Source organism: Candidatus Omnitrophota bacterium, from assembly GCA_028712255.1.
Classification (GTDB): domain Bacteria; phylum Omnitrophota; class Gorgyraeia; order Gygaellales; family Profunditerraquicolaceae; genus UBA6249.
The window spans coordinates 1-26,330 of the sequence record JAQTQJ010000004.1; the positions used below are offsets into that span (position 1 = coordinate 1).

31 protein-coding genes and 1 tRNA gene are annotated in these 26,330 nt (G+C 39.4%); all 32 read right to left on the reverse strand.

What is annotated here, in order from left to right; genetic code table 11:
• Positions 1–62: 62 nt before the first annotated feature.
• The 32 genes from PHC29_02815 to PHC29_02970 all read right to left on the reverse strand — a co-directional run bounded on the left by PHC29_02815 (position 63) and on the right by PHC29_02970 (position 26,187).
• Positions 63–134 (reverse strand) — tRNA-Phe (locus tag PHC29_02815).
• 130 nt (positions 135–264) lie between these two features.
• Positions 265–648 carry a DUF3568 family protein gene (locus PHC29_02820; GenBank protein ID MDD5108424.1) on the reverse strand — a complete coding sequence of 128 codons (384 nt, stop codon included), beginning with the start codon at positions 646–648 and terminating at the stop codon, positions 265–267.
• Between the two features lie 104 nt (positions 649–752).
• On the reverse strand, positions 753–2,315 hold the full coding sequence (locus tag PHC29_02825; GenBank protein ID MDD5108425.1) for a sodium-dependent transporter: 1,563 nt from the start codon (positions 2,313–2,315) through the stop codon (positions 753–755).
• Positions 2,316–2,321: 6 nt separating this feature from the next.
• Positions 2,322–2,555, reverse strand: a complete 234-nt coding sequence (locus tag PHC29_02830) for a hypothetical protein (protein MDD5108426.1) — start codon at positions 2,553–2,555, stop codon at positions 2,322–2,324.
• Positions 2,556–2,654: 99 nt separating this feature from the next.
• Positions 2,655–2,963: a MazG nucleotide pyrophosphohydrolase domain-containing protein gene (locus tag PHC29_02835; GenBank protein MDD5108427.1), complete on the reverse strand. Its 309-nt coding sequence runs from the start codon at positions 2,961–2,963 to the stop codon at positions 2,655–2,657.
• On the reverse strand, positions 2,938–3,444 hold the full coding sequence (locus tag PHC29_02840; GenBank protein ID MDD5108428.1) for a hypothetical protein: 507 nt from the start codon (positions 3,442–3,444) through the stop codon (positions 2,938–2,940). The genes PHC29_02835 and PHC29_02840 overlap by 26 nt, the downstream gene beginning before the upstream one ends.
• Positions 3,445–3,505: 61 nt before the next feature.
• On the reverse strand, positions 3,506–5,518 hold the full coding sequence (locus tag PHC29_02845; GenBank protein ID MDD5108429.1) for a cyclic nucleotide-binding domain-containing protein: 2,013 nt from the start codon (positions 5,516–5,518) through the stop codon (positions 3,506–3,508).
• Complete coding sequence (locus tag PHC29_02850) at positions 5,519–6,736, reverse strand: glycoside hydrolase family 1 protein (protein ID MDD5108430.1); 1,218 nt, start codon at positions 6,734–6,736, stop codon at positions 5,519–5,521.
• 145 nt (positions 6,737–6,881) lie between these two features.
• Positions 6,882–7,334, reverse strand: coding sequence for a peptidoglycan-binding domain-containing protein (locus PHC29_02855; protein MDD5108431.1), 453 nt, complete (start codon positions 7,332–7,334; stop codon positions 6,882–6,884).
• A 142-nt stretch (positions 7,335–7,476) separates the two neighbouring features.
• Positions 7,477–8,670 carry an MFS transporter gene (locus tag PHC29_02860; GenBank protein ID MDD5108432.1) on the reverse strand — a complete coding sequence of 398 codons (1,194 nt, stop codon included), beginning with the start codon at positions 8,668–8,670 and terminating at the stop codon, positions 7,477–7,479.
• A gap of 6 nt (positions 8,671–8,676) precedes the next feature.
• Complete coding sequence (locus PHC29_02865; protein MDD5108433.1) at positions 8,677–9,129, reverse strand: GatB/YqeY domain-containing protein; 453 nt, start codon at positions 9,127–9,129, stop codon at positions 8,677–8,679.
• Between the two features lie 155 nt (positions 9,130–9,284).
• On the reverse strand, positions 9,285–10,202 hold the full coding sequence (locus tag PHC29_02870; protein MDD5108434.1) for a PfkB family carbohydrate kinase: 918 nt from the start codon (positions 10,200–10,202) through the stop codon (positions 9,285–9,287).
• Between the two features lie 41 nt (positions 10,203–10,243).
• Complete coding sequence (locus PHC29_02875) at positions 10,244–10,735, reverse strand: phosphatase PAP2 family protein (protein ID MDD5108435.1); 492 nt, start codon at positions 10,733–10,735, stop codon at positions 10,244–10,246.
• Entirely contained in the window at positions 10,728–11,354 is a 627-nt protein-coding gene (locus PHC29_02880; GenBank protein ID MDD5108436.1) for an RluA family pseudouridine synthase, read from the reverse strand. Before PHC29_02880 ends, PHC29_02875 begins: the two co-directional genes overlap by 8 nt.
• Positions 11,354–12,271 (reverse strand): quinolinate synthase NadA, encoded by a 918-nt coding sequence (nadA, locus tag PHC29_02885; GenBank protein MDD5108437.1) that lies wholly within the window; start codon positions 12,269–12,271, stop codon positions 11,354–11,356. The genes PHC29_02880 and nadA overlap by 1 nt, the downstream gene beginning before the upstream one ends.
• A complete protein-coding gene (mnmA, locus tag PHC29_02890; protein MDD5108438.1) occupies positions 12,272–13,369 on the reverse strand; it encodes a tRNA 2-thiouridine(34) synthase MnmA in 1,098 nt (365 codons plus the stop codon). It lies immediately after the preceding gene.
• Between the two features lie 93 nt (positions 13,370–13,462).
• Complete coding sequence (locus PHC29_02895) at positions 13,463–13,663, reverse strand: cold-shock protein (GenBank protein MDD5108439.1); 201 nt, start codon at positions 13,661–13,663, stop codon at positions 13,463–13,465.
• Between the two features lie 157 nt (positions 13,664–13,820).
• Positions 13,821–14,108 carry a hypothetical protein gene (locus PHC29_02900; protein ID MDD5108440.1) on the reverse strand — a complete coding sequence of 96 codons (288 nt, stop codon included), beginning with the start codon at positions 14,106–14,108 and terminating at the stop codon, positions 13,821–13,823.
• A gap of 163 nt (positions 14,109–14,271) precedes the next feature.
• A complete protein-coding gene (bioA, locus tag PHC29_02905; protein ID MDD5108441.1) occupies positions 14,272–15,612 on the reverse strand; it encodes an adenosylmethionine--8-amino-7-oxononanoate transaminase in 1,341 nt (446 codons plus the stop codon).
• Positions 15,609–16,319 (reverse strand): dethiobiotin synthase, encoded by a 711-nt coding sequence (gene bioD, locus PHC29_02910; protein ID MDD5108442.1) that lies wholly within the window; start codon positions 16,317–16,319, stop codon positions 15,609–15,611. Before bioD ends, bioA begins: the two co-directional genes overlap by 4 nt.
• A gap of 133 nt (positions 16,320–16,452) precedes the next feature.
• Positions 16,453–17,217 (reverse strand): malonyl-ACP O-methyltransferase BioC, encoded by a 765-nt coding sequence (gene bioC / locus PHC29_02915; protein ID MDD5108443.1) that lies wholly within the window; start codon positions 17,215–17,217, stop codon positions 16,453–16,455.
• A complete protein-coding gene (locus PHC29_02920) occupies positions 17,210–17,911 on the reverse strand; it encodes an alpha/beta hydrolase (protein MDD5108444.1) in 702 nt (233 codons plus the stop codon). The genes bioC and PHC29_02920 overlap by 8 nt, the downstream gene beginning before the upstream one ends.
• Positions 17,886–19,037: an 8-amino-7-oxononanoate synthase gene (bioF, locus tag PHC29_02925; protein MDD5108445.1), complete on the reverse strand. Its 1,152-nt coding sequence runs from the start codon at positions 19,035–19,037 to the stop codon at positions 17,886–17,888. The genes PHC29_02920 and bioF overlap by 26 nt, the downstream gene beginning before the upstream one ends.
• Positions 19,025–19,942, reverse strand: a complete 918-nt coding sequence (gene bioB, locus PHC29_02930; protein MDD5108446.1) for a biotin synthase BioB — start codon at positions 19,940–19,942, stop codon at positions 19,025–19,027. Before bioB ends, bioF begins: the two co-directional genes overlap by 13 nt.
• Before the next feature lie 93 nt (positions 19,943–20,035).
• A complete protein-coding gene (locus PHC29_02935; GenBank protein MDD5108447.1) occupies positions 20,036–20,992 on the reverse strand; it encodes a biotin--[acetyl-CoA-carboxylase] ligase in 957 nt (318 codons plus the stop codon).
• Between the two features lie 19 nt (positions 20,993–21,011).
• Positions 21,012–22,193 carry a cysteine desulfurase NifS gene (nifS, locus tag PHC29_02940; protein ID MDD5108448.1) on the reverse strand — a complete coding sequence of 394 codons (1,182 nt, stop codon included), beginning with the start codon at positions 22,191–22,193 and terminating at the stop codon, positions 21,012–21,014.
• A 73-nt stretch (positions 22,194–22,266) separates the two neighbouring features.
• Complete coding sequence (larE, locus tag PHC29_02945; protein ID MDD5108449.1) at positions 22,267–23,073, reverse strand: ATP-dependent sacrificial sulfur transferase LarE; 807 nt, start codon at positions 23,071–23,073, stop codon at positions 22,267–22,269.
• Positions 23,074–23,090: 17 nt separating this feature from the next.
• Positions 23,091–23,312 (reverse strand): NifU family protein, encoded by a 222-nt coding sequence (locus tag PHC29_02950; protein MDD5108450.1) that lies wholly within the window; start codon positions 23,310–23,312, stop codon positions 23,091–23,093.
• Between the two features lie 65 nt (positions 23,313–23,377).
• Positions 23,378–24,289 (reverse strand): FAD-dependent oxidoreductase, encoded by a 912-nt coding sequence (locus tag PHC29_02955; protein ID MDD5108451.1) that lies wholly within the window; start codon positions 24,287–24,289, stop codon positions 23,378–23,380.
• An 8-nt stretch (positions 24,290–24,297) separates the two neighbouring features.
• Positions 24,298–24,534: a glutaredoxin domain-containing protein gene (locus tag PHC29_02960; protein ID MDD5108452.1), complete on the reverse strand. Its 237-nt coding sequence runs from the start codon at positions 24,532–24,534 to the stop codon at positions 24,298–24,300.
• Between the two features lie 7 nt (positions 24,535–24,541).
• Positions 24,542–25,003 carry a pyridoxamine 5'-phosphate oxidase family protein gene (locus PHC29_02965; protein ID MDD5108453.1) on the reverse strand — a complete coding sequence of 154 codons (462 nt, stop codon included), beginning with the start codon at positions 25,001–25,003 and terminating at the stop codon, positions 24,542–24,544.
• Entirely contained in the window at positions 25,000–26,187 is a 1,188-nt protein-coding gene (locus tag PHC29_02970) for a flavodoxin domain-containing protein (protein MDD5108454.1), read from the reverse strand. The genes PHC29_02965 and PHC29_02970 overlap by 4 nt, the downstream gene beginning before the upstream one ends.
• Between the last annotated feature and the right edge of the window lie 143 nt (positions 26,188–26,330).

The following is a 26,330-nucleotide window of genomic DNA, read 5'->3' on the forward strand; positions in this document are numbered from 1 at the left end:
AAAAAAAGAGAGGTTATACCCCCCCCTTTTTTTTATTTATACGCTGAAGAAAAAAACTAAAATGCCGAGAGAGGGAATCGGACCCCCCACGCCGGCCTTTTCAGGGCCGCGCTCTACCACTGAGCTATCTCGGCGAACTTTTATGCCTTAGCGAATCCGCCAACGCTTTGTGGCGGAGAGCTATCTCGGCTAGAATACTTCCATACTTTTGATATATTGTACACAAATTTCCCAAAAAGAAAAGGGGAAATATTTTATGGCTTTCTATTTTACCCCGGTCATAATCTTAACAAAAATATCCTGGGCCAGCTCCATATTCGGGAAATGGTATTTACGGGCAGAGACCTTAAGGCGAGTAGTAGCCTGAGTCAAGCGGACTAATTTTATCCACACTTTACTGGACTCTGCGCCTAACTCAATGTAGCCAGTATTCGTATCCTCTTGCTGAATTAAACCACGGGCTCTGGCGACATTTAAAGCTGAATCCCAAAGCGCCTCGTAATTCTTATCCGTATCTCCCTGTACAGTATCCCTACTTACCGCATATGCACCTAAACCACCTGCGGCTGCTCCGATAATTAAAGGCGCACACCCGCAGATTGAAATTAATAAATACGAAAACAAAACAAACAAAAAAGACCCCCTCATCTTATCTCCTTTTTTGAGAAGACTTTTAAAAAACAAAAAGCCGCCAGACTAATAATCACCCCCCATGAAAAAATTAAAAATATCCATCCTGAAAATTTCACCTTTTAACTCCTCTGTTTTAACTTTCTATTGCGCCAGGCTATTTTTACTAGAACAGCTAAAATTATAAATATAAACAACAGAACCAAACGCGTACCTAAAATAAAAGGTTTATCTATGCCAGATACATTCTTCATCAAAATTATCGGCAGCCACTCTTGGGCAAACCACATTCCTAGTATAATAAATAAAAACAGGGGCGTAATATACTTAATGATGAATTTATAAACCCTCGGAATAGACATATCCGCTCCCCTATGTATCTCCTCCCAAGCACGATCCATACCAAACACCCAGGCAAAAAGTATCGTCTCAATCGTAGCAAATACTACCAGGAAAAATGTACCGCCCCAAAAATCCAGCTCATCGACCACCCCGTGGCCTAAGAAAATTATCGCCGGCTGGCATAATATAAATGAAACTATCCCAAATATAGAAACTGCCCGTTTACGGTTGATATTAAATTCATCCTCTAAGAATGCTACAGCCGGCTGGGCCAAAGATACCGCAGAGGTTATCCCGGATAAAAATAACAAGAAGAACCAAAAAAAACCAAATATTGCCGCCATCGGAAGCTTGTTTAAAACCAATGGCATGGTTACAAAACCCAGATTAAAAACCCCTGATTGAGCAATAGATTTAATATCTACCGGGCCAAAAAATACAAAAGCCGCAGGTATTACAATACTTCCTCCTAGAATAATCTCGGCAAATTCATTAGTCATTGAAGCGGTTGTTCCTGAAAGCACAACATCATCAGCTTTTTTTAAGTAACTAGCATAAGTAAGAATTACACCTATCCCTACGCTTAAAGTAAAAAATATTTGCCCGGCAGCTTCAAGCCAGACCTTTGCTGATTTTAAAGCAGAGAAATCCGGATTCCATAGAAAACCAAAACCACCCGAAACATTCCAATCAGGATGAGCCAAATCCGGAGTACCCAATGTCAAAACCCTAAGCATCAACGCTATGCCAAAAATAAACAGAACCGGCATTGCCCATTTACATAATTTTTCTATACCGCCCTTAATCCCATAATAAATCACCCAAATATTCAGCAGAAAGGTTATCAGAAAGAATGTATAAGCAACACCTATGCCGCTGAAATACTGATTCTTTTCTAGGCCCTGAAAACCTGTTAAAAAACTACGCATGGTAAATTGATTGGTTAAAGAAGCGTATTTACCGGTTAAAGCAAAAAAACTATAGGCAAGAGTCCAGGATTCAATAAAAGTATAATAAATAAAAATAACCAGCGGCCCGAATATCCCAATTATTCCGAAATATTTGATGAAACGGTTTTTCTGCCAAAGGCTGTGGAATATCCCAGGAGCAGTGCCATGTTCAAAACCTCCTCCGTAACGTCCCAGGGTCCATTCAATCCACATAAGAGGAATACCTAAAAGAAGCAAGGAAATAAAATAGGGAATCATAAAAGCCCCACCGCCATTTGCCGCAGCCTTGGCCGGAAAACGTAAAAAATTACCAAGACCGATGGCTGAACCAGCCACCGCCATAATAATTCCTAGCCGTGATCCCCAACTATCTCTTTTCTTTAATTGTGCCATAACTTTTTACATATTATTCAGTGCTTCCTGAAGCAACGGCAACACACCTTGCGCCTCTTCTTTTGTCAACCTCCCGAGTTTGGCAAAAGCATATTCGCCATTTTTATCTTTTATCTCCCTGCTAATCTGGATCTTTTTAGGGCCGTTGTTATAAGAATAAACACTAACCGCAATTTTTCCAGAATCATTTTCCCAAAAACGGGTAAAAACCTGCGTATCCAAGCTGCTATCGTATGGCATTTTTATCCTCCTGTTAGACTCTAACCCCATTTCCCGATTAGGCTCGAAACAGTTTCCAGGCTAAAGCGGAAACTGTTTCGTTCATTATTTTTATCTTCTCTAAAACTTCTTACCGTGCCGATAAGGCCGGGTTTTATTATATTCAATCTTCTTTAATAATGCTTTCTCCAGGTCTATTTTTCTTGAACCACAATAATCAAATATGCGAATACAACAATCTGCCAACTCTTCCGCCAGATTATTCTCTTTATCGTGACTACGCATTGCCTCCAGGGCCTCGGATAGCTCAGAATGCATAAGTGCAATCAGCTCCCCGTCGTTACGGCTATCCTCCCACCAGCCTTTAGATTTAGCAACACGATGGCACTCTTTAATCAAATCCTTAATTGCTAGGTTTTTTTTCAACATTAGCTTTCTTCTCCTCTTGCTGGCTTTGGTTATTACTAATCAAATTACCACCCTGTGGCTGAACTTTAGGCTCAAGTAATATATTAATACCAGTAAATATTCTGTTGGCAATTTCTTCTTTTGCGTAAGTACTGGGGCTTGATATCTCAACCAAAGTATTGACTCCTGCTTCCTCGGTAAAAAATATTCCCACCGGAGTAGTATCTGCCTGAGACAGGTAAATAGCAATCATCTTCTTTTTGGGATCCTCCGAATATATATACGGTGGAATATTCCCTTGGGCTAATATATCCTTAACCTTGGTATAACAATCGTTATAACCTAAGGCAAAAGATTTTTTCACCGCATCTTTACGCTTATCCTCCAGAACCTGTGTAGATACCCCAATAAAACCCTTGCCCATCTCTTTAACCGTAGAGCATCCTGAGAGAAACACTGCTGCTAAATAAAATGCGCTAACTGAAACAAAATATTTATTCATTTACAACTCCTTTTTACCCCAGAGGGGTAAGCCATCCCATAACTATAAAGGAATGGCTTTATTATTCATTAATCAGTTGCCGGATCTCATCCAGATGCTTGCGTGCCTCTTCTTCCCCGCGCTTGGCGAATTCACTTGCTTTATGCAATTCCAACCAAAATAAACCTGATGTGTCCGGATGTAAAACAATGTCAGCCAATTCCCCTTCTCGCCTGGCTACCTCAGATTGTAAAACTTCGACACTACTAAAAATAATATTTACAATATTGAGGTTAAAAATGCTTTTAAACCTGGCAAAAAAACTTAGGTGCTTATTCTTTTGAGTACCAACAACATTTCCGGAAGGAACCACCTCTTTTAGCTTCTTTAATTGCTTTAGAATATCTTCCCGGGAAGGAGTAACATTCACCGCGATAATCTTTTTAACTCCCATTTGCATTAAAGGCTCAGTAGGCAAAGGATAGGTTACTCCCCCATCGAAAAGAACCTCTTCCTTGAATTTAAAAGGCGCAAAAATACCCGGCATCGAACAGCTTGCCATTATAGCATCAACCAGAGATCCTTTATCTAAAATCTTGGCCTCTTTTTTATGCACGTTACTGGCAATTATCCTCAGAGGGAGTTTCACATCATAAAAAGTTTTGTCCCCCAGGTGTTTCTTTAAAAAACGGTATAATTTATTACCTTTAATAAAACTAAACCGGGGAAAAGTTATATCAATTAATCCCCAAATATGTTTTGGCTCTCTGAACTCACTTGTAATCTCGAGAATTTCACTGCTGCTTTTACCAATAGCCCAAAGGCTAGCAATTAAGGAGCCAATACTAGAACCTACAATAACATCGATTGGAATTTTTTCTTCCTCAATTACCTTTAATACTCCCACATGGCAAAAACCATAGCCTACTCCCACCCCTAAAACCAGGCCAACTAAACAATCTCCCAGTTGCCGGGCGATTCTCCTGACTGCTTTAGAATACTCACAATCAGGTTCATCGATAATCAGGCGCGCAGGAGCATCAAATTCAATCTTAGGAATAGTAGCAAAAATATCCTGGCCTAAAATCTCCAACTCTTCACTATAATTAATCTTAGATAATTTATATTCATTAACAATCGTCTTGATTTTAACAGGATCAAAATTAAAATCCGTCTTAAGGCGGTTGTTCAGATTATTAGTGCGTTTTAAATCCACAGGATCCGGGCTGCTTAATATATGGATAAAATCCGACTGATTAAGCATGCTGATAATCGAACGATCCATGGCCGCCGGTAGATCCAACAGAATATAATGATAATCATTAACCAGAATACTTAATATCTCGATTAACCGCTTAAGACAGAGATCATTATCTTCTTGGTAATAGAAACAGAACAAATCTATGCCAAAGCTACTTTTTATAATAAAATCATTTGGTAAGGTATAAATATCAGTACCGGAAGATAAGTCAAATATAGGAGATTGCTGGATTTCTAGTTTAATTGGTAAAGTATGTATTTTTTCTCTCGGCAAGATGTCCAAAATAATCACTGATTTATGCGTTTCATGCTTCAAACTTAGAGCCAGATTCAAAGCATAGATAGTTTTTCCTGCTTGCGCATAAGAACTAAAAACTGAAATAACTGTACTTTCAAATATTTTTTTCTGATGTATATCTTTACGTTTAAGCCGGCGGCTCAATGAACGGCTTAAATCAATAGCCAGCTTCGGAGTATTTTCCAAAACAGAATTAAAATCATCTTTCTTAACTACAAGAATAATACAATCATTTATCGTTTGGGCCGTAACCGAATGCGCTTCATTAGTAAGTAAAGAAATGATACCGAAATATTTACCGCGGTGCAAATACTCTAAAATTGTCTGCTTGCCTTCTTTATCCTTAGTATAAATTTGTACTCGGCCTGAAATAATGCAATAAAAGGCGCATGGAGGTGTACCCTCTTCATAAATAATTTGCCCCTTACGGTATTCAACAATTTGGCTCTTTAACTCAATTGCCGCAAGTTCTGCCTTATTAAAGCCGGCAAAACACGATAATTCTTTTATAATGGATTCTTTATCCTTAATGTCCATTTAAATTTCCCCACTATAGGTAACTTGCGCAAGCTTTTTTGCGCTTGCTTTAATTGTACGTTTTTGATTTTGATAATCTACATGCACCAAGCCAAAACGCGCTTCAAATCCTTTATCCCATTCAAAATTATCTATCAGCGACCAATAGATGTAACCTAACGCCTTAACTCCCTGGCCAATAGCTCTATGCAGCTGCTCCAGATGCCCCCGGATATAATCCCACCTTAAATTATCATCTTCAGTACATATACCATTTTCAGTAATTAAAACAGGAAGATTATATTTCTTAAGGGCTATTAAAAGCTTATAGAGCCCTTGTGGATAAATATCCCATCCTAAAGAGTTCTTAGGTAAAGGATCATGGTTATATCTGCAGGTATCTAGCAACAGAGCCCTTATCTTCCAACTACGTACATCCACCAGACTCCTGCTGTAATAATTTATCCCGATGTAATCTAAGGATTTTTTACGCAGGAGCTCCTCTATAAAATAAAGGTTATATAATTTATGCCGCAAATATTGGGCTAATCTATTTTTTAATGTCGGCTGACAAATTTCAAATGCCTGTAAATTAGCCGCAACACTAACCATGGGTTTTTCTAAAGCATTGTCCTGATAAATTTTATGTATAATCCGGTAGGCTTCTATGTGGGCTTTAGCCATATTTAAAGTTACAATTACCGTTTTAATCAGCGAACACTCTTTTGGAGGCCAAACACCCAACAGATAGGAGTGCGAAGAATAAATCAGGGGCTCATTTATGGTTATCCAAAATTTTACCTGACTGGCAAACTCTTTAACTATCCTATCTACAAAACGTAAAAAATATTTCTTAGAATTAGAATTGAACCAAGCCCCCTTCTGGCTAAACCAAATGGGGTTGGTAAAATGATGCAAGGTAACTATTGGCTGGATCCCTTGGTTTTTTAATTCAGAAATAACTTTACGGTAATGCTCGATCTCCACAAGATCAAATTGGCCTTCTTTAGGTTCAATACGGCTCCACTCTATGGAAAAACGATGACAATTATGGTTGAGCTCCTTGGCTATTGCAAAATCTTGGGCATAAAGCTCATAATGCCGGCAGGCTTGACCTGAAGGTTCTTTAAGAGCATGGTTTTGTTCAGCCGCCCACCAGTCATTATGGATATTTTGGCCTTCGACTTGATGCGCGCTGGTTGAAGCACCCCAAAGAAAGTTTTGCGGAAATTTCTTCATATAGAGTTATATTATACCACCGTAAAAAAGAAAATCCCAATGAAAATAACGGGACCGTTTCTATTTTTAAAAGAAAATCCCAATGAAGAAAAAATAGAAACGGTCCCTTTGATTTTAAACAAAATTTACAGGTGAAACTTTTTAACTATCTCTTAACAGGCTCTACTACAGCACTCAAATGTTTACTCAGTACTTCCCAGGTCTTCGGGCCAACCTTTCCATCAGCTTTCAGGCCATTTGCGCTCTGAAAACTTTCAATTGCCTTCTTGGTTTTCGGACCAAGGCTTCCGTCAATCTTACCGGTATAAAAACCGACATTCTTTAAAGCTGTCTGAATCTCAATATTTGTTGGCTTATACGGCCCCTGAGGTGGTAAAGGCACTATTTCTTTAGTCGAGACAGATGCACTAGAAGGTAAAACTTTACTTTCTACACTCTTTGTTTCCGGTAAAACTGGGGCTTGTTGAACAGAACCACTGGGCGCGCTTAAAGATTCCATTGTAATAGGCTGCCACTCCTCTGTTTCCTGTTTCTTACCACAACCGGATAATGCCGCTAACACTAAAACCACTACCCCTAAACTTAACAACCTCCTCATACTTACGCTCCTCTCTAATTTATTAAATTTAATATTATGACGTTTAATTATTTTGAAATTGCCGGAGCCTGTTCACCTCCCTGCCGGCAAGCTTATCAATAATAATTCTAGCAAAATATATGAATAAATCAAATAAAATCTATTATAAATCCTTTAATCCCGGAAATAAAAAACTAATTAAAGCAAATAATATCAAACAAGTAAAGCCGCAGAAAAGAAGAGCCGTTGATACTCCCAATGATTGCGCAAGGCTTCCGGAAATCAAGTTCCCAAAAGGCATAATTCCGGCAAAAGTAATCATAAAAAGGCCCATCACCCTGCCGCGAAATTCATCTGGCACATTAATTTGCAATAAGGTATTAATTAAAGCAACCGGAATAAAACTTGAACAACCCACGAAAATTAAAGTAAAGGCAGATAGTACATAATTTTTAGATAATGAGAAGGCTATCAGAGAGAAAGAAAATAAAAATACCGATCCTATTAAAAGCCTGCCCTTAGATTTAAAATCACCGAGGCTGGCTAAGCCCAAAGATCCGATCAAAGCTCCAATACCAATACTAGACATTAACACCCCTAAACCACTTGCACCTGTATGAAGTACATTACTAGCAAAAACCGGCATAAGGATAACATAAGAAACACCAAACATACTCACCGCCGCAACCATGCTTACTAAAGCTAAGATAAGACGATTACCTCTGATAAAAATCAATCCTTCTTTAAGGTCCCTTAAGGCAGAGTTACTATTGCGAGCCGTACTTTTACCGAATTTAATACAAAAAAGCGCGATAATTACCGCCAAAAAACTAATCCCATTTAAATAAAAACACCCACTCATCCCGATTATCGAAATCAACACGCCGGCAATCGCAGGGCCCATAATACGTGAAGAATTAAAAGCTACTGAATTTAAAGTAATGGCATTAAAAAGATGCTTTTTACCCACCAACTCCACTACTATCGATTGCCTGGCTGGCGCATCAAAGGCCATAATTATGCCGTTAAACAAGGCAATGAACATAATTTGTACCGGTGTAATAAGTTTAAACTGGGTTAAAACCGCTAGTAAAAAAGCCAGCAGCATAAAAGCCCCTTGAGTAAAAATCAAAATATTTCTTTTATTTACCCTGTCGGCCAAAACACCTCCAAACAAAGAAAGTACAAACATAGGTATCGAACCCAAAAAACCAACCACCCCCAAAAGAAATGCGGAGTTGGTCAGCTGAAAAATCAGCCAGCTCTGGGCAACGCTTTGTATCCAGGTGCCTATCAAAGATACAAACATACCCAGCCAATATATACGAAAGTACCTAACCTTTAACGAGGAAAACATATGTATTTAGGAAGGATTACTTAATCTCTGCCTTACCAAGTCGCTGACCAATTTACCATCAGCTCCTCCGGATATTTTTACAGTTAACTCTTTCATCAAGCGGCCCATATCCTTCATACTACTTGCACCTGTTGCAATAACTGCCTCTTCGATCAGACGCTTAATCTCCTCAGGCGGCATTTCTGCGGGCAGATAACTTTTTAAGATTTCCGATTCTTTTTTCTCTTTTTCTGCCGCTTCCAATCTGCCACCCTTGGTAAACTGCTCAATAGAATCCTGACGCTGTTTTATCTGTTTCTTGATTACGGTAATAATTTCCGTATCATCAAGTTTATCTTTTTTCTTAGCAGTTGCAAGATTTAGCATATCCGCCCGTAAAAAACTTAAAACTGAACTCTTCAAAGCATCCCGCGACTTCATTGCTTCCTTATAATCATTAAAAATTTTTTCTGCTAACATAATTATCCTCCCGATTAAGTCATCCTGAGCCCGCCATCGGATCAGTGGCAAGCGAAGGATCTAGATTCTTCGTCCGCCACTAAAATCAATGGCGGATTCAGGATGGCGTATCCATAGTTTTTACTTATTTTTTATTTTCAGGTCGACTTTTAAAATTAGAACAAGAAACAATCTTTAAATTTAATCAGGCGCCTCTCTAAATTTCCCAAGGTAAGCTTCCTTGTCCTATATAAACCGAAATCTTCCACATTAAAAGAAGCTGCCACCGTCCCATAAGCTAAGGCCTTCTTTATCGTCGAAGAGTTTATTTTGCCGCTCTTTGCTAAATACCCCATAAACCCGCCGGCAAAGGTATCCCCTGCTCCCGTAGGGTCAACTACTTTCTCAACCGGATACGCAGGAAGCGAAAAAACAAGCCTGCTTGCGGCATGCAAAGTGCGGCTATAAAATAAAACACCATGCTCACCCTTTTTAATAAGTACCATCTTGGGGCCAAAAGAAGACAAACACCTTGCCGCCTTAATCAGATTACTTTCACCCGATAAATCCCTGGCTTCTTGATCATTAGCCACATAAATATCTATAAACTTAAGCAACTTAATCAGTTCTTTGCGTTTAGTATTAATCCAATAGTTCATGCTGTCTAAGCCGACTAATTTCGGAGAATGCATCTTACGCAAGAGATGCTCCTGGATATCCGGGTCAACATTGGCTAAAAATATATTTTCGATTTTACGCTGCTCTTCGGAAACCTGAGGTTTAAATACCGAAAGTACGCCTAATTCTGTATTTATGGTAAGGGCTGAATTTAAATCACCCTTATATTCGCCCTCCCACCTAAATGTTTTTCCGCTTTCCATAATCAAAGAACTCAAATTAATCCCTTTGCTCTTTAAGAAAGCAATGTGTTTTGTTGGGAAATCTCCTCCAACAATGGCGATCAAATTAACCTTGGTAAAAAGCCGGGCGGTCATGGAGAAATGCGCAGCAGATCCACCAAGCAATTCTTTACGTTTTCCAAAAGGGGTTTTTACACTATCCAATGCCACTGTTCCCAAAACAATTATACTCAATTTTACTCCTCCTGCCCACAGGGGCACACCCGCGCAATACCTTATAAGCGCGGGGTGTCAGTGCGAGCTCGCAATAATAGGTGCCGAATAAAATAAACCAAGCTTACCGCAACAATTGAAATTATTATACTCCCAACAATATCAATCATATGATGCACGCCGACATATACTCTAGAAAAACCTACAAATAATGCCAAAATTCCTAATACAAAACCCATACGCCGGCTAAAGACAAAAATTATCGCTGAAATAGCTGAAACTAACAATTCATGTTGTGAAGGAAAACCATTATCCGCCTTATGATAAATTAAAGGCTTAAAATGCCCCTCAATAAAAGGACGTGGATTGTGATAAAGATACCCGGCGATCTTGAAAATAATAAAAATTAACGGTAGGCTAATACAGGCAAAAATCAAGATTTCTTTCTTTTTGGATTTAGGTTGGGTTAAAAACCAGGCAAAACCGATGGCAACCACAAACAAGAACAGATATTTTGCACCGAAGATAAAAATCAAATCAGTAATATTATGCATGCTCTTCTAAAAATTTCTTCAAATCAAGCGGCAATTCTAAACGTAAAGAAAGTGACTTCTGCGTTACCGGATGTAAAAATTCAAGCTCTTGCGCGTGTAGACAAAGGCGCTTAAAACGTAAATTAAAATCCTTACGAAAAGCAAATTTATCCTCTCCTACCAAAGGATGCGCAATATTCTTAAAGTGAATGCGGATCTGATTAGTCCTTCCGGTAGCAGGCACCACCTCAACCACACTATAATTACTTTTCTCCTGCATAACCTTATATTTTGTCAGCGCACTTTTGCCTTCAATAGCAGAACTTATACTACCTTGCGGATGTGATAATTTCCCATGCACAAAAGCGATGTATTTCTTGCTCACCTTCCTATCCCTAAAAGCATCTGCCATTTTCTGCTCAATTGTTTTGGTTTTGGCATAAATCACTAGCCCCGAAGTCTCCCGGTCAAGACGATGACAGGGATAAAGATTAACCCCTAATTTTCTTTCCTGCGCGTCCTGGTTTAAAATACTTGTCAAAGTGCGCGATTCATTTTTCGGCGTTGGAACACTTAATAATCCAGCAGGCTTATCAACCACAAGCAGCCAATCATCCTCAAAGACGATCGGAATATTCATTAGGCAATTTTAAGCATGCGCTCAATAGCCAGGCGTGCTTTCTCTCTGATATCTTGCGGCACCCTAACCTCTTCTCTAAGTTCTTCCAGTGCCCAAAGCACTTTTTCTTGTGTAGTACGTTTCATATTTGGACATACCGCGCGTTCGCTAGCCAAATAGAATTCTTTATTCGGATTGTCCTGCTTTAGCCGATAAACCAACCCCGCCTCTGTACCCACAATAAACTCTTTGGCTGGACTCTCCTTGGCAAATTTAGCCATCTGGCTGGTAGATAATACTACATCGGCCATAGCAACCACGGATGGCAGGCACTCCGGATGCACCATAACCTTTGCCTTAGGATGGAATTTTTTCTCTCTTTTTAAATCCTCAGGGAGAATTTTAATATGTGTAGGACAGAAACCATGCCAGGTAATTAATTTTCTGCCGCTTTTTTTGGAAACATAGTCAGCTAAATATTTATCGGGAACAAAAATTATTTCTTTTTTATCGGCAAGCGCATTCACTACTGTTACTGCGTTGGTTGAGGTACAACAATAGTCCAACTCCGCTTTGACCGCAGCTGAAGTATTTACATAACCTACGACCACTGCCTGGGGATGTTGGCTTTTAAGTTTCCTTAAATCCTCAGCGCTCATCATGTTGGCCATCGGACAACCTGCGGATATGTCCGGCATAATCACTAATTTATCTGGTGAAAGGATAAAAGCGGTTTCGGCCATAAAATAAACTCCACAAAAAACAATTACTTTGGCTTCTGTTTTTGCGGCCATACGGGAAAGCTCTAGAGAGTCTCCGCGGAAATCCGCAATATCCTGCACTTCAGGCAGCTGATAGTTATGAGCAAGAATTATAGCATCGCGCTTTTTCTTTAATTCCTTGATCTTTGCAACTAATTCCCTGTCTTCTTTAATCATCTATTTAATAACCTTTTGGATTATCCCCCCGCCTAAAATTGTATCTTTGTCATAGAAAACTGCAGATTGGCCGGGCGTTATGGCAAACTGCGGTTTTCTAAAAATTATCTTAAACTTATCTTTGACCGGATAGACAACTGCCGGGATTTCTTTATGATTATAGCGTATCCTTACCTTTATCTCAACCTTCTTTTTAAAAGGCTTACCTAAAAAATTCCATTCTTTAATGATAAATTCGTTTCCATAAGCATCCTGACGCTCTCCTACGGTAACCCGGTTATTTTTAGCATTAATTTGCGTTACATATAAAGGATACCCCTTGGCAATCCCCAATCCCTGTCGTTGGCCTACGGTATAAAATGGTATTCCCTGATGTAATCCAAGAATATTACCATCCTTATCCACCAAATCACCCGGCTTAACATTATTGAAACCTTTAGATTTAATCAAATCTCCGGGTTTTCCTTCAGGTAAAAAACAAATCTCCTGGCTATCCTGTTTTTCTGCCACATTGAGCTCAAAATCAGCTGCAATATCGCGTACTTTAGATTTAGTAAAATTGCCCAGAGGAAAAATTATGTGTTTAAGCTGATCTTGACTTAACCGATATAAAAAATAGGATTGGTCTTTTTTAAGATCTTTGGCTTTTTTAAGCAAATAGCCCTGTTTTGATTTTGTGATCCTGGCATAATGGCCGGTGGCTAAAAATTTGGCCCCCAGGTTAAGCGCTTTCTTAAGTAAAATACCGAATTTTATAAACTGATTGCATCTAACGCAGGGATTAGGGGTCCTGCCATTTAAATATTCCTGATAAAAATCCTGGATTACATCGCGAGAGAAATCTTTATCTAAATTTATAACATAATGCCTAATCCCCAGCTTTTGACAAACCCGCCGGGCATCCTCAATCCCGGTTAAACCGCAACAACTGGGTTTCTTGGTCTCTAACTCAAAAGAGTTACCGCCGAAGGCGGGTCCGCCTGCGGCGGAAAAACACATAGTCAGGCCAACTACTTCGTGGCCTTGCTTCTTTAGCAAAGCTGCCGCTACCGAAGAATCTACCCCACCACTCATGGCTACTGCTACAAACTTTTTCATAATTTTTATTATAGCAAAGAATAAAGGGGACGGTTCTATTTTTTTAGATTTAATTTAAAAATAGAACCGTCCCCTTGATTTATTCCTTCTAGGTTATAACTTCACTACTTTAGTAGCTTGTTCACCTTTAGGACCTTTTTCAATCTCAAACTCGACCTCCTGGCCCTCCTCTAAGGTCTTATAGCCTTCACCCTGGATCGCGGTGTGATGCACAAACACATCAGCGCCATTCTCAGGAGTAATAAAACCATATCCCTTTTGATTGGAAAACCACTTTACTTTACCCTTTGCCATTTTCTTTACTTCCTCCTTTCCACTAAAATTATACCAAGCAAAAGAAGCACAAAATAAAAAAACCGTAAGGTGTGTCATTCTTTCTCCTTACGGTTCAAGACTTCTACTCCCTTGCTCACTACGGTAAAAAGTATACAATATTTTTACTGTTTGTCAACTATATTTTATCTACTGCCTTAAGATTATAGTAACCTAATACTTTCACTTTGGCGCTAGATTTACTTACCAACCAATCATGGTATTTACGCATAAAGCGGTCATGGTCAGCCTTTTTGCCCCACTCGTAGACCGAAGCATACTGATTTTTAAACCCATAACGCTTCATCGTATGGTAGGCAAGAAAACCCTTGGCCTTCTTGGTATGCCTAGCCCACATTAAGCTATCTTTACGGTATTTACCAACTTCCTTAGGCACAATCTCAAATAATACACTGTGAATAAACATAATTCCTCGTTTTTTGTAATAATTCAGCTTCCAGAAATAACTGTGTCATTGCGAGGAGGGCGAAGCCCGACGAAGCAATCTTGGTTTTAGATTGCTTCGCTCGTTTCACTCGCTCGCAATGACACCTTACTGATACCTTCCAATAACTAAACTATTACCCTTTTTAAGACAAAGATTCAATTACTGAATAAGTCCTCTTTAAAATATCATCAATTTCCGCTTTAGATGTGCAAAGAGGTAAAAACAGGTAGATTATATCACCTAAGGGCCTCAAAACAAGATTGTATTTTAGCCCCCTCTTATAAACCTCTAAACCCAACCTTCTTTTAAGGCCAAAACCTTCCTTTGTTTTTTTATCCTTAACTAATTCTATTGCGCCGATAAAACCGATATACCTTACATCTCCAACTAGGTCTAAATTCCTGAATTTATCAAGTTCCCGATGAAAAAAAGGCATTAACTTTCTAGTCTTCTGTAATGTTTTTTCTTCTTTAAATATTTTTAGGCTTGCCAAACCAGCAGAGCAGGAAATCGGATTAGCAGTATAAGTATGGCCGTGGAAAAATGTCTTTCTTAATTCATAATCCCCGTAAAAAGCATCACATATTTTTTGCGTAGTCAAGGTTACAGCAAGTGGAAGATATCCTGAAGTTATGCCTTTAGAAAGACAAAGAAAATCCGCCTTGATCTCGGGCACATGTTCATAAGCAAACATTCTGCCTGTACGGCCAAAACCTACCGCCACCTCATCTAAGATAAGATGAACTTTATATTTTTTGGTTAAAGCCGCAACTTTTGCTAAATATTCTTTAGGATAAATAACCATTCCTGCTGCCCCCATCACCAGAGGCTCGATAATCAATGCACAGATTTCCTGATGTTTCTCCTTGAGCAACTTTTCCAAAGGTTTTATGCAATCAATCGCACAAGTGGCCCTCTCTTTTTTTACCGGGCAACGGTAGCAATAAGGAGACGGTACTTTATATGATGAAAACAATAGCGGAGAAAATACCGCGTTAAAAAGGTCTAGGCCACTTACACCCATTGCACCGATTGTATCTCCATGATAGCCATGATCCAAAGCAACAAACTTTGTTTTTCTTTCTTCCCCTATATTATGCCAATATTGAAATGACATTTTTAATGCCACTTCCACACTGGTTGAACCATTATCCGAAAAAAATACCCGGTTAAATTTATTTTTCGTAAGTGCGATCAGCTCGCTAGACAGTTCAATAGCCGGTTTATGGGTGAAACCGGCAAATAACACATGCTCTAAAACATCAACCTGTTTCTTAATCGCCTCTTTTATCCGCGGATGGCTATGCCCGTGGACATTACACCACCAGCTTGAAATAGTATCATAGTAAAACTTGCCCTTTGAGTCATAAAGCTTTATCCCTTTTGCCCTCTCGATTAAAACAGGCGGCAAATTAATGGCTTCCTTCATTTGAGTATAAGGATGCCAGATATATTTTAAATCGGTCTTGAGCCAATTTTTCATAAGATTATTTTCTTAGCCAGCGGTAAAAACTTTTTATATAATAGATCAACCCTCTTATTCCAAGGTAGTGTGCCCAATATTTTTTGTTTGGTAATTTTACCTATAATATCCGGATTATCTTTAAGAACCAATTTATTCTCCCCCTTACAACTGTTAAATAATATACCCAAAAAATTCATTTTTCTATTTTTTAAAACTTCCACAGTCATAAGTACCTGGTTAATTGCACCCAATTTATTTTGTGCCACTAATAATACCGGTAAACCAAGCTGTCTGGCTATATCAATCAACAAATATTTTTCATTAACTGGAACCAATGCTCCCCCTACCCCTTCGACAATCACAAAATCAAACTTTGAGGATAAGAATTTAAAGCTTTTCTTGATCTTGGCAATATTAATTTCTTTCTTTTGGGCTTTAGCGGCTAAATGCGGCGAGGCAGGTAGTTTAAATATGTATGGGCAAACACAATCAAAATGTTCCTTGATTGAGCCTTGGGATATCCCCATAATTTTTAAGTGCAAATTAATATCCGCGCTAGAACGGCTGCCTGTCTGCACCCATTTCTGAGTTATAACCCCGTAACCTTTTTCCCGCAAATATTTTGCCAATAAGCCAGTAACTATTGATTTGCCGACTCCGGTATCGGTGCCGGTAACAAATATTCCTCTCGGTAATAGTTTAGCTCGCGAAAATGTTTGTGTCATTGCGAGGAGTCCACCATTGATTCAGTGGCGGACGACGAAGCAATCTCTTTAGATTGCTTCGCCCGCCACTGTAATAATTGCTGGCTCGCAATGGCACCTAAGGATACTTCTGGAAACTGAACTGTTATCCCTTTCATCGTTTTTCTCCCTGGCAAAAAAATACCTGATAAGTAACACAAATTGCCCCAAACCTATCAAGATAAGCCTTTTCTAATTTTTCCAGAAGCGTACGGCTAAAATAAACTTTTTTGTCCAAACCATTACCCCTTATCCCTGAGTATTTTATTTTCTCCAATAAGCCTTTAAGGCTGGTAAAATTCTCTTGATAACAAACCTCATTTATCTTTACAGATTTAAGATTATCTTTAAGCATTATTTTAAGGCTAGCGCTATTACAAAAATAAGCTGAAATCACGCTGCTCTCTTTCAAAATGCTTTTTAAGGTAGTATTCAATTCACAAAAAGTTTGCGGGCCGAATGTCGAAAAATAAACCATCCCGCCTCTTTGCAGAGATTTAGCGTATCTTTGCAAAGCTTTCCCCAAATCATTTAACCACTGAAAACAGGCGTTGGAGGTAATCAGATCAAAATCCTCATCCACAGTTATCCTTTCTGCGTCGTTAACCGTAAACTCCACATCTTTATTCTTCAATTTATTTTGTGCTACGTTAATCATCTCCTCTGAAATATCCAACGCTTTAATTTTTGCTTCTTTAAACCTATCCCGCAGCATAAGTGTGTAATTGCCTGTCCCACAGCCTAACTCTAAGATCCTGGAAAAACTATTCCTTTTTAAAGAATTTATCAGCTCAAAGGCAGCTTTATTCTGCACATCAGCGTATTTATCATAAAGATGGGCATAACGGGAAAAATTGTTAGTAATGTTTAATTTATTCACAATAAAACCTCTCCCTAAAATCATTCCCTAAACAAAACAGGTGGCCTTTATCTTTAAGCAGGGTAAATTTCGCCTGCGGTAAATCAGGCTTAATCTCTAGAACCTCCTTAAGAGGAGCAATTATATCACAGCTACCGTGGAATATCCTGATATCTGCCACCCGCCTCAGGCCTTCCGGAGATAAAGCGTGGCTGGCTAAATAATCAAGCCCCCGAATGAGTCCATCGGAATTTAACTTGTCCAGATATTCTCTTAACAGATTTTTTCTAAACCAGGCCAAGCTTTGCCGATCAGCTTTAGAAAAACAATTAAGATAAAATTTATAAAGCCATGGCCGCGGATCTGTGCTAATTTCGCGTTTTACATTTTCTAGTAACTGCCGATCATAACACCTGCGTATTCCCAAAAGTATAAGTTTAGTTATCTTTTCAGGATAATCAGAAGCAAACTCAGCTGCTAAGCATCCTCCCAGCGAAACACCAAACAAAGAAACCTTGTTTATTTTGAGCTGTTCCATTTGACTTAACAGCTTACGATTAAAATCAGCAGCATATAGCTTGGTTACAAGAAGGTAATTATAATCTAATTCTAACCCGTCAAATATCCGCCAGTCAGTTGCCCAGCCGGGGATCAAAACTAAAACATCTTTAAAGCTCCGGTTACGAAATTCAAATTCTGATTTCGCAGATATCATCGATTAGTTTATTTAGAGTTTCTTGGTTATGATAATAACTCAAAGAAAACCTCAAACGCGCCTGTCCTGCGGGCACGGTAGGCGGCCTTATCGGCATAATCCAATATCCCTTCTCTTGAATTTTTTTAGCAAATTCAAGCGCCCTTAAATTATCCCCCACGATTATCGGAATAATCTGCGATGCGCCTTTAACGCAAAAACCTTCTTCTTGCAATTTATCCCGCAACATTTTAGCCCCAGACAAAAGCGTTTTACGCCTCTGCGGCTCATCCTTAATCAACTCCAGGCTGGCTAAATTACAGGCAATCACAGCAAGAGGCAAACCAGTAGAATAGATAAGACTTCTACAGGTATTCACCAAATAATCAACTATTGCTCTGGAAGTAACAAGATAGGCGCCAAAACTGGCTAAGGCCTTGCTAAATGTGCCCATAATTAAATCTATCCTCTCACTTAAACCTTGCTCTTCAACCAAACCACTCCCATTTTCTCCAAAAACCCCTGTCGCATGCGCCTCATCAACCATAATCTGGCAATTATATTTTTCCTTTAATTTGACTAATTCTTCTAGAGGCGCCATATCGCCGTCCATACTAAAAATTGATTCGGTAATAATCAGAGCGTTTTTAAAGTTAGTCCTTTCTTCCTTTAAAAGTGATTCTAGATGTTGGCAATCATTATGCTGAAAACGAAAAATTTTAGCTCTAGACAAAAGCATCCCATCAATAATACTGGCATGATTAAGACGATCGGAAAAAATACAGTCATTTTTTGTGAAAAGAGAACTGATGATGCCGACATTTGCTTGATATCCAGAATTAAAAACCAATGCTGCTTCTTTATTTTTAAATTTTGCTACTGCCTCTTCCAATTGATGAAAGATTTCCGCATCACCGCTTAATAGGCGCGAAGCGCAAGCGCCTAAGCCGAATTTATCTATTGCAACAATTGCCGCCTCTTTAAGCGCCGGATGCCCGGATAAACCAAGATAATCATTAGAAGAAAAATCTATGTATTCTTTATTTTCAAAATAGATTTTACCGCCACGCCGTAAAGATGCAGGCTTTAATTTCCTTAATAACCCTTGGCTTTGCCTCTCTTTTAAGAATTCCTCTATGCCTTCCATAATTTTTTTACTTGATCAACCAATTTAAGATCCTCTTCCACAGATCTTCCTTTAATCGTCAGATATCCACCAATGAGCATACCATTTGCTCCTGCCATAAACCCAAGAGCCTGAAAATCTTTTAATACTGATTCTCGGCCAGCAGCAATTTTTATTATTTTATCTTTCAAAATAATCCTGAAAATCGCAATAGTCTTAATTGCTTCCTCACAGGACAAAATTGGCCTCTCTCCCAACGGAGTTCCTGGTATCGAAACTAAAATATTAAGCGGAACAGAATCAACTTTGAGCTTTTTCAATATCAACGCCATCTGAATCCGGTCATCCATGGTCTCACCCATGCCAATTATGCCCCCGGAACAAACCTCTAAACCAGCACATTTGGCAGCTTTAATCGTCTTTAATCTATCTTCAAAAGTATGCGTAGAAACTATTTTTTTGAAAAACCTGGGTGAAGTTTCAATATTATGATGGTAACGTGTTAATCCAGCCTCTTTAAGTAAAGAGAACTCTCTATCCCCCATACTCCCTAGTGAAGCGCACATCTTAATTTTAATCTTCTTGGTTATTTCACGAATTGCATCTACAATCTTATAAAAATCTTCTTTTGATAATTTGTCCCCGCTGGTCACAATATCAAACCTCTCTGCTCCTATTTCTTTGGCACGCCTGGCTGCCTCCAGCATTTCAACCTTGCTTTTCAGAGGATAAGCCTCTACGCCGGTCTTATGTCTTGCAGATTGCGCGCAAAACTTACAATCTTGAGAACACATTCCCGATTTAGCGTTGAGTATATTACACAATTCAACACCATCTTTGGCAAACTGCTTGCGTATCTTATTTGCCCTTACAATAAGCTCAGGTAAAGGTAGTGTTAAAAGTTTTTTAATCTCCTTCTTCTCCATTATGCATATCCTTTCAAAAAAATCCCAACTCCATAAATTTAGTATAATCAGGAGTCGGGATATTGTCAACTCGATTCTATTTAATGGTTTACATTACCGGCAATGCATTACATCGCCGCTTGAGATCTTCTGGATAAGACCAGAATCCTTACGGATAAGCAGGCTTCCGTCATTATCGATGTTTACGGCGCATCCTTCAATATGCTTATTTTGGCAATACACCTTAACCCGGCTTCCCAAAGTAAGGCTAAAGGTGCGCCATTTATCGATTATTGCCCGGCTTCCCTTGTCTTCCAGGATAAAATAGTTATTCTCTATCCGGCGTAAAAGTTCCTGCAACAAGAGAATACGGCTGATTGGCTTTCCCTGCAACTCTTTTAATGAAGTAGCCTGGGAAATTAAAGATTTTTTATCGTTATTAACATTTAAACCAATGCCGATAACTACAAAATTAACTTTATCAACTTCGGCGTTCATTTCAGTTAGAATGCCGGCAACCTTCTTATTATGGATAAATATGTCATTTGGCCATTTAATCTGTACGTCCACTCCGCTAACATTCTTTACAGCTTCACAAATACTTACCGCACTCATTAATGTTAATACCGGAGAAACTGCCGGGAGAATCTTTGGCCTTAAAATTAAGGAAAGATATATCCCTTTGTATTTCGGAGAAAACCAGTTCCTCCCTAATCTGCCGCGCCCCTTTGTCTGAGATTCAGTCAATACCAGCGCACCATTAGGCTCCCCCCGTATACCCAACTGCATAGCTAAATCCATAGTTGAGGATAAATGATCGAAATAGTGGATTTTTTTACCGATAAATTTAGTATTAAGGTTACGGGTAATCTCTAAAGGAAAAAGCCGATCCGGGCAAGACTCAAGACGGTATCCTAAATGGGGAACAGCAACTATCTCATACCCGGAATCTTTTAACTCCTGGATATGCTTCCATAAACCCTGGCGGCTGATACCCAAGTGTTTACTGATTTGGTCTCCAGAGAGATAATCATACTCTTTATTTAAATAATCAAGTATTTTTTCTTTCATCCGGCTTTTCCCTCTTTTTTTACTTTACTTTCTTGGAAGGGTCAAGTTCATAAAGCGGGCTCATGGCGCGCAGCTTTTGCACAACTGGAGGTAATTTTTCCAAAAGATAATCGATATCACTCTCTTTAGTCCAACGTCCCAAGGTAACCCGCAGAGAACCGTGGGCAGTCTCATGATTCAGGCCGATTGCCAATAAAACATGCGAGGGTTCAAGAGAACTCGAGGTACAGGCTGAGCCGGTGGAGCAGGCAATTCCCAGCATATCCAAGCTTAAAAGCATTGACTCACCTTCTATGTATTTAATGGAAAAATTTACATTATTCGGCAGGCGCTTGGTAGGGTGGCCATTGAGCCTGACTTCCGGAATCCTTAAAGGAATCTCTTGAATAAGCTTATCGCGCAAAGCGCTTTGAAATTTAATCTCACTTTCCATCTTCTCTTGGCAAAGCGCAATTGCCGCAGCAGTACCAACTATCCCGGCAACATTATGCGTGGATGCACGCCTACCTCTCTCCTGATCTCCTCCGCGCATAAATGTCTCTAAACGTGTGCCTTTTCTAACATACAAAGCCCCTACTCCTTTTGGTCCGTAAAACTTATGAGCAGAGAGTGACAACAGGTCAACATTGAGCTCATTTACATTTATAGGAATATGCCCAAAGGTCTGTACTGCGTCAGTATGAAAACAAATCCCTTTTTCTTTGGCGATTTCTGATAATCGCGCAATCGGTTGTATTGAGCCAATTTCATTATTAGCATGCATAATGCTAACAAGTATGGTTTTATCCGTAATTGCTTTCTTTAAATCATCACAAGAGACCAAGCCATCCTTATCCACGCCAAGATAAGTGACTTTAAAACCTTTTTTTTCTAAGAATTTTGCCGGTTCGCTAATCGCATGATGCTCAATGGTAGAAGTAATAATATGATTGCCTTTTTTTTCTAATGCATACGCAATTCCTAAAAGAGCAAAATTATCTGATTCCGTACCTCCGGAAGTAAAAACAATCTCTTCCGGTTTTGCGCCGATAGAATCAGCCAGCATCTGGCGGCTGTCTTCAAGGCCCTTCTTTGCCTCCTGCCCGTAAGCATGGAGGCTAGAGGCATTACCGAATTTCTCAAAAAAATACGGCTCCATTGCCCCTAGAACCTGCGGATCAACCGGAGTAGTTGCCGCGTAATCTAGATATACCTTTTTCACCCCGCACCTTCTTTCTTATTTAATTCATTAAACCGTACGGTTTCAATAGTTGAATAGTTAGAAGGTGCGGGGTTCATTTGTTAATTACCTCATTTAAGCTACCTGTCCGATACCCTTCTAAATCCAGCGTTATATAATTATAACCTAAATCTTTTAAACGCTCAACTACCTGCTGATGCCTCTTCAACAGACGAATCATATCATTTTTATCAACTTCAATCCTGCAAAGCCCGTTATAGTGGCGCAAGCGTACTTGTTTAAAACCAAGGCCATTTAAATACTCTTCTGCCTGGTCAATACGCTTTAGCAAACCAGCAGTAATTCTAGTGCCGTACGGTATACGTGAAGCAAGACAGGCCAGGCTTGGCTTATTCCAACTAGAGAGGCCTAATTTTTTGCTCGCATTCCGGATATCTTTTTTGCTAAAACCTACCTGCGCTAAAGGTGATTCTACTTTAAGCTCTTCCTTAGCAACGTTTCCCGGACGGTAATCTAATTTATCCGAAAGGTTACTTGCATCCAAGACAAAATTTAATTTATGCTCTTTGGCAATCTTGATTAATTTTGTAAAGAGCTCTTTTTTACAGAAATAGCAACGTTTAGCCGGATTAGCAGAGAATCTTTTATTGCTTAGTTCAGCTGTTCTGATTATTTTAAGCCTTACCCCTATCTCCTTAGCTAATATCCTGGCCTTTTCAAGCTCTGCCTTAGGATAAGTGGCCGAGACTGCCGTAACTGCCAGAAGTTTTTCAGACTTAAGTACAGAAGAACAAATTTTGAGCAAAAACGCGCTATCCTGGCCTCCGGAGAATGCCACCAAACAAGATTTATACCCGTAAATTTTGCGTTTAAGGCGGGCAAGTTTATCCTGAAGAATCATTATAAAATTTATTCTACCTATAGAGCAATAACTTCTTTTATTTCGGGAACTTCCTGCCTCAGGATTCTTTCAATCCCCATCTTCAAAGTCATCGAACTCATCGGGCAACATCCGCAGCTTCCTTTTAATTTTAACTTGACAACACCGTCGGCTGTTACATCGACTAATTCAACATCACCACCATCTGCAGCTAACATAGGCCTTACCTTATCGAGTGCTTTTTCAATTTTTTCTCTCATCTTATTTTCCTCCTATTGATTTTGGTTTATTGTACCACCTCAAAAATTTACCCGCAACCTATTTCCTAAAATTCTTTCTGGTCCAGGTAATGAGAAGCGCTTAATGCGGCTTTTGAACCTTCTCCAGCGGCAATAATAATCTGCTTCTCCAAAACATTTGTTACGTCTCCTGCGGCAAATATTCCCGGAATATTGGTTTGGTTAAATAAATCAATGACTATTTCGTCTTTAGAGTTCTTTTGCACATTTTTGGCAAACGCAGAATTTGGAGTAAGCCCAATCTCTACGAAAACCCCTTCCACAGCTAACTCTTTCTCCCCGTCCTTATTTCTTATTCTAATGGCACGCACAAACTTATCCCCCAATACTGCGCTGACCTGGTAATTATTCAAAATTGTAACATTTTCTGCATTCTTGACTTTCTGGAGCATAATCTGGTCTCCGGCCAACTGATCTGCAATATTTATAATATAAATATGCTTAGCGATCCTGATCAACTGCAAGGTAGCATCCATTGCAGAGTTTCCTCCGCCGATTACCGAAACCACTTTACCTGCAAAAAGCGGGCCGTCACAAATAGCGCAATATGTTAAACCATGATTCTTAAATTCTTTTTCACCAGGCACTCCCAGCTCTCTTGATTTTTTTCCAGAGGCAATAATTACCGCCCTGGATTGATAATCTGCCTTATTAGTCTTGACTAAACACACCTGGCCTGATTTCTCAACTTCCAGTACCTCCTCATTTTCTTTTAAGGCAATACCGTATTTACGCATATGCTCTTCAAATTTCAGCGTTAACTCCGGCCCAGTAATAAATTGATATCCTGTGTAATTCTCGATATCCCCACTCCAGGCAGTCTGTCCGCCGATATCAAGGCTAATTAAGAGAAATTTCAGTTTCTTTCTAGCCGCATAGACGCTAGCAGTAATTCCCGCAGGCCCACCTCCAATAATAATCAAATCATAAATTTCCATATTATAATTTACAATCCTAATAGTTGTTTAATTTTATCCTTATCAAATCCTATGACAATCTGGCCGTCAATATCCAGAACCGGTACCCCCATCTGCCCACTTTTTTTAACCATCTCATCCGCGGCAACTTTATCAACGGAAACATCCCATTCTAAAAATAGTATGTTGTTCTCTTTCAAAAACTGTTTTACTCGAATACACCAGGGGCAAGTCGGAGTACTATAAACTATTACACTTTTGGCCATATTAATCTCACTTTCTTAAGTTAAACGGAGCAAGATCAACTATCTCCTCTATTTCGATCAGAATAATATGCTTAGGAAACGGCAGGCTTGCTTCAGGATGATATCCATGGCTTTTATCTCCAGCCAAATTCTTCAGTAATCTTTTTGCCAAACGGGAAGTAATCTTATCCTCCCAAGTTTTAATAATCTCTCCGCTAATATCTTCAGGCATTATCTTAGCCTTCCCTTTAAGGCAATACCCTATAAATTTGTGCTCATCAACTGCGCTGATACTTACCTTAGGATTACGCACTATATTCTCAGCGGTAATTCCATGATAAACATCAACTAAATAAACTTTGCCTTCGGGTTCAATTTTGACTATGTCTTTGTATGAAGTATGAGGAAAACCATCTTTATCTAAAGAAGAAACTGTCACGAAACTTTGAGTGCGTAAAAAATCAGCAATTTTGGTGTGGATCTTTTTCATTTTAAAAGCTCGGCAAATTTACTGCCAAATTCAAAGCAGTTTTTTAATTCAGCTTCATCAGGGCTATACTTAAAGGATATCCCTGGAAGACTAAGATCTGCGCCGTTATCTTTAAATACCTCTTGCATCTCCTTAACTGCTCCACCAGCCCAACCATAAGAGCCAAAGAAACTAACCTGCCTGCCTTTGAGCTTTAAACCTTTAACTATTTCAAGAAACGCAGCAATATTAGGCAGCATATCATTATCGTGGGTAGATGAGCCAAAAAGAAAACCTTTGGCTGTTAACATTTGCGTAATCACCTCCGTACGATCACTCTGCGCTATATCATAAATCTTAAAATCTATCCCCCTGCCAGTTATACCCTGGGCAATCCGGGAGGCTATCTTAGCAGTTGAGCCCCACATAGTCTCATAAACAATTACTATCTTGTTTTTCGTTTTGCCGCTCGCCCAAGAAATATAGGCATCGATTATTTTAGCCGGATCCTTGCGCCAGATAATCCCATGGCTAGGCGCAATCATCTTAATGGGTATATTTAATTTCTGAATCTCTCGAATTTTATTTAAAATCACGCTCCCAAAAGGCCAAAGGATATTGGCGTAATAAGACTCTGCCTCCTCCATTAAGGCACATTGATCAGTTTGATCATCAAAACGCTCACTTGTTGCAAAATGTTGGCCAAATGCATCATTGGATAAAAGCAGTTCATCCTGAAGGCAATAAGTAAACATGCTGTCGGGCCAATGAATCATCGGGGCTTCGATAAAGCTAAGCGTACGTTTACCTAACTTCAACTGATCGCCGGTTTTAACAATTTGAAAATTCCAGTCTTTGTAATAATGCTTGTAAAGGCCCTCCTTACATTTAGCAGTACCTAAAATCTTGGCCTCCGGGCATAATGACATGATTGCAGGCAGAGCGCCGGAATGATCTGTCTCAACGTGATTGGCAATAATATAATCTATTTTTTCAAGCGGGACAATCTCTCTGATATTATCAATTAATTCCTGCGAGAATGTCCCCAGAACAGTATCAACAAGGGTGATCTTTTCATCTATAATAAGATAGGCGTTATAAGTTGAGCCCCTTTTAGTAGTATAAGTATGCCCGTGAAAATTACGCACATTCCAATCCACTACCCCCACAGAATATATATCCGGTAATATTTTTATCGCAGCCATTGGCTCCTCCTTGCCCACCAGGGCATACTTGCGCAATACCTTATAAGCGCAAGGTATTATCCACCAGGGCACACCCGCGCAATTAGCGCACAAGCGCATGCCGGCGCCCACCTATCGCGCCGGGCACCTTATAAACGTTGGGT

Bases quoted from the DNA above. Each gene is read 5' to 3' on its own strand.
- PHC29_02820 (MDD5108424.1), bottom strand. From the start codon at position 648: ATGAGGGGGTCTTTTTTGTTTGTTTTGTTTTCGTATTTATTAATTTCA.
- PHC29_02825 (MDD5108425.1), bottom strand. From the start codon at position 2,315: ATGGCACAATTAAAGAAAAGAGATAGTTGGGGATCACGGCTAGGAATT.
- PHC29_02830 (MDD5108426.1), bottom strand. From the start codon at position 2,555: ATGCCATACGATAGCAGCTTGGATACGCAGGTTTTTACCCGTTTTTGG.
- PHC29_02835 (MDD5108427.1), bottom strand. From the start codon at position 2,963: ATGTTGAAAAAAAACCTAGCAATTAAGGATTTGATTAAAGAGTGCCAT.
- PHC29_02840 (MDD5108428.1), bottom strand. From the start codon at position 3,444: ATGAATAAATATTTTGTTTCAGTTAGCGCATTTTATTTAGCAGCAGTG.
- PHC29_02845 (MDD5108429.1), bottom strand. From the start codon at position 5,518: ATGGACATTAAGGATAAAGAATCCATTATAAAAGAATTATCGTGTTTT.
- PHC29_02850 (MDD5108430.1), bottom strand. From the start codon at position 6,736: ATGAAGAAATTTCCGCAAAACTTTCTTTGGGGTGCTTCAACCAGCGCG.
- PHC29_02855 (MDD5108431.1), bottom strand. From the start codon at position 7,334: ATGAGGAGGTTGTTAAGTTTAGGGGTAGTGGTTTTAGTGTTAGCGGCA.
- PHC29_02860 (MDD5108432.1), bottom strand. From the start codon at position 8,670: ATGTTTTCCTCGTTAAAGGTTAGGTACTTTCGTATATATTGGCTGGGT.
- PHC29_02865 (MDD5108433.1), bottom strand. From the start codon at position 9,129: ATGTTAGCAGAAAAAATTTTTAATGATTATAAGGAAGCAATGAAGTCG.
- PHC29_02875 (MDD5108435.1), bottom strand. From the start codon at position 10,735: ATGCATAATATTACTGATTTGATTTTTATCTTCGGTGCAAAATATCTG.
- PHC29_02880 (MDD5108436.1), bottom strand. From the start codon at position 11,354: ATGAATATTCCGATCGTCTTTGAGGATGATTGGCTGCTTGTGGTTGAT.
- nadA (MDD5108437.1), bottom strand. From the start codon at position 12,271: ATGATTAAAGAAGACAGGGAATTAGTTGCAAAGATCAAGGAATTAAAG.
- mnmA (MDD5108438.1), bottom strand. From the start codon at position 13,369: ATGAAAAAGTTTGTAGCAGTAGCCATGAGTGGTGGGGTAGATTCTTCG.
- PHC29_02895 (MDD5108439.1), bottom strand. From the start codon at position 13,663: ATGGCAAAGGGTAAAGTAAAGTGGTTTTCCAATCAAAAGGGATATGGT.
- PHC29_02900 (MDD5108440.1), bottom strand. From the start codon at position 14,108: ATGTTTATTCACAGTGTATTATTTGAGATTGTGCCTAAGGAAGTTGGT.
- bioA (MDD5108441.1), bottom strand. From the start codon at position 15,612: ATGAAAAATTGGCTCAAGACCGATTTAAAATATATCTGGCATCCTTAT.
- bioD (MDD5108442.1), bottom strand. From the start codon at position 16,319: ATGACACAAACATTTTCGCGAGCTAAACTATTACCGAGAGGAATATTT.
- PHC29_02920 (MDD5108444.1), bottom strand. From the start codon at position 17,911: ATGATATCTGCGAAATCAGAATTTGAATTTCGTAACCGGAGCTTTAAA.
- bioF (MDD5108445.1), bottom strand. From the start codon at position 19,037: ATGGAAGGCATAGAGGAATTCTTAAAAGAGAGGCAAAGCCAAGGGTTA.
- bioB (MDD5108446.1), bottom strand. From the start codon at position 19,942: ATGGAGAAGAAGGAGATTAAAAAACTTTTAACACTACCTTTACCTGAG.
- PHC29_02935 (MDD5108447.1), bottom strand. From the start codon at position 20,992: ATGAAAGAAAAAATACTTGATTATTTAAATAAAGAGTATGATTATCTC.
- larE (MDD5108449.1), bottom strand. From the start codon at position 23,073: ATGATTCTTCAGGATAAACTTGCCCGCCTTAAACGCAAAATTTACGGG.
- PHC29_02950 (MDD5108450.1), bottom strand. From the start codon at position 23,312: ATGAGAGAAAAAATTGAAAAAGCACTCGATAAGGTAAGGCCTATGTTA.
- PHC29_02955 (MDD5108451.1), bottom strand. From the start codon at position 24,289: ATGGAAATTTATGATTTGATTATTATTGGAGGTGGGCCTGCGGGAATT.
- PHC29_02960 (MDD5108452.1), bottom strand. From the start codon at position 24,534: ATGGCCAAAAGTGTAATAGTTTATAGTACTCCGACTTGCCCCTGGTGT.
- PHC29_02965 (MDD5108453.1), bottom strand. From the start codon at position 25,003: ATGAAAAAGATCCACACCAAAATTGCTGATTTTTTACGCACTCAAAGT.
- PHC29_02970 (MDD5108454.1), bottom strand. From the start codon at position 26,187: ATGGCTGCGATAAAAATATTACCGGATATATATTCTGTGGGGGTAGTG.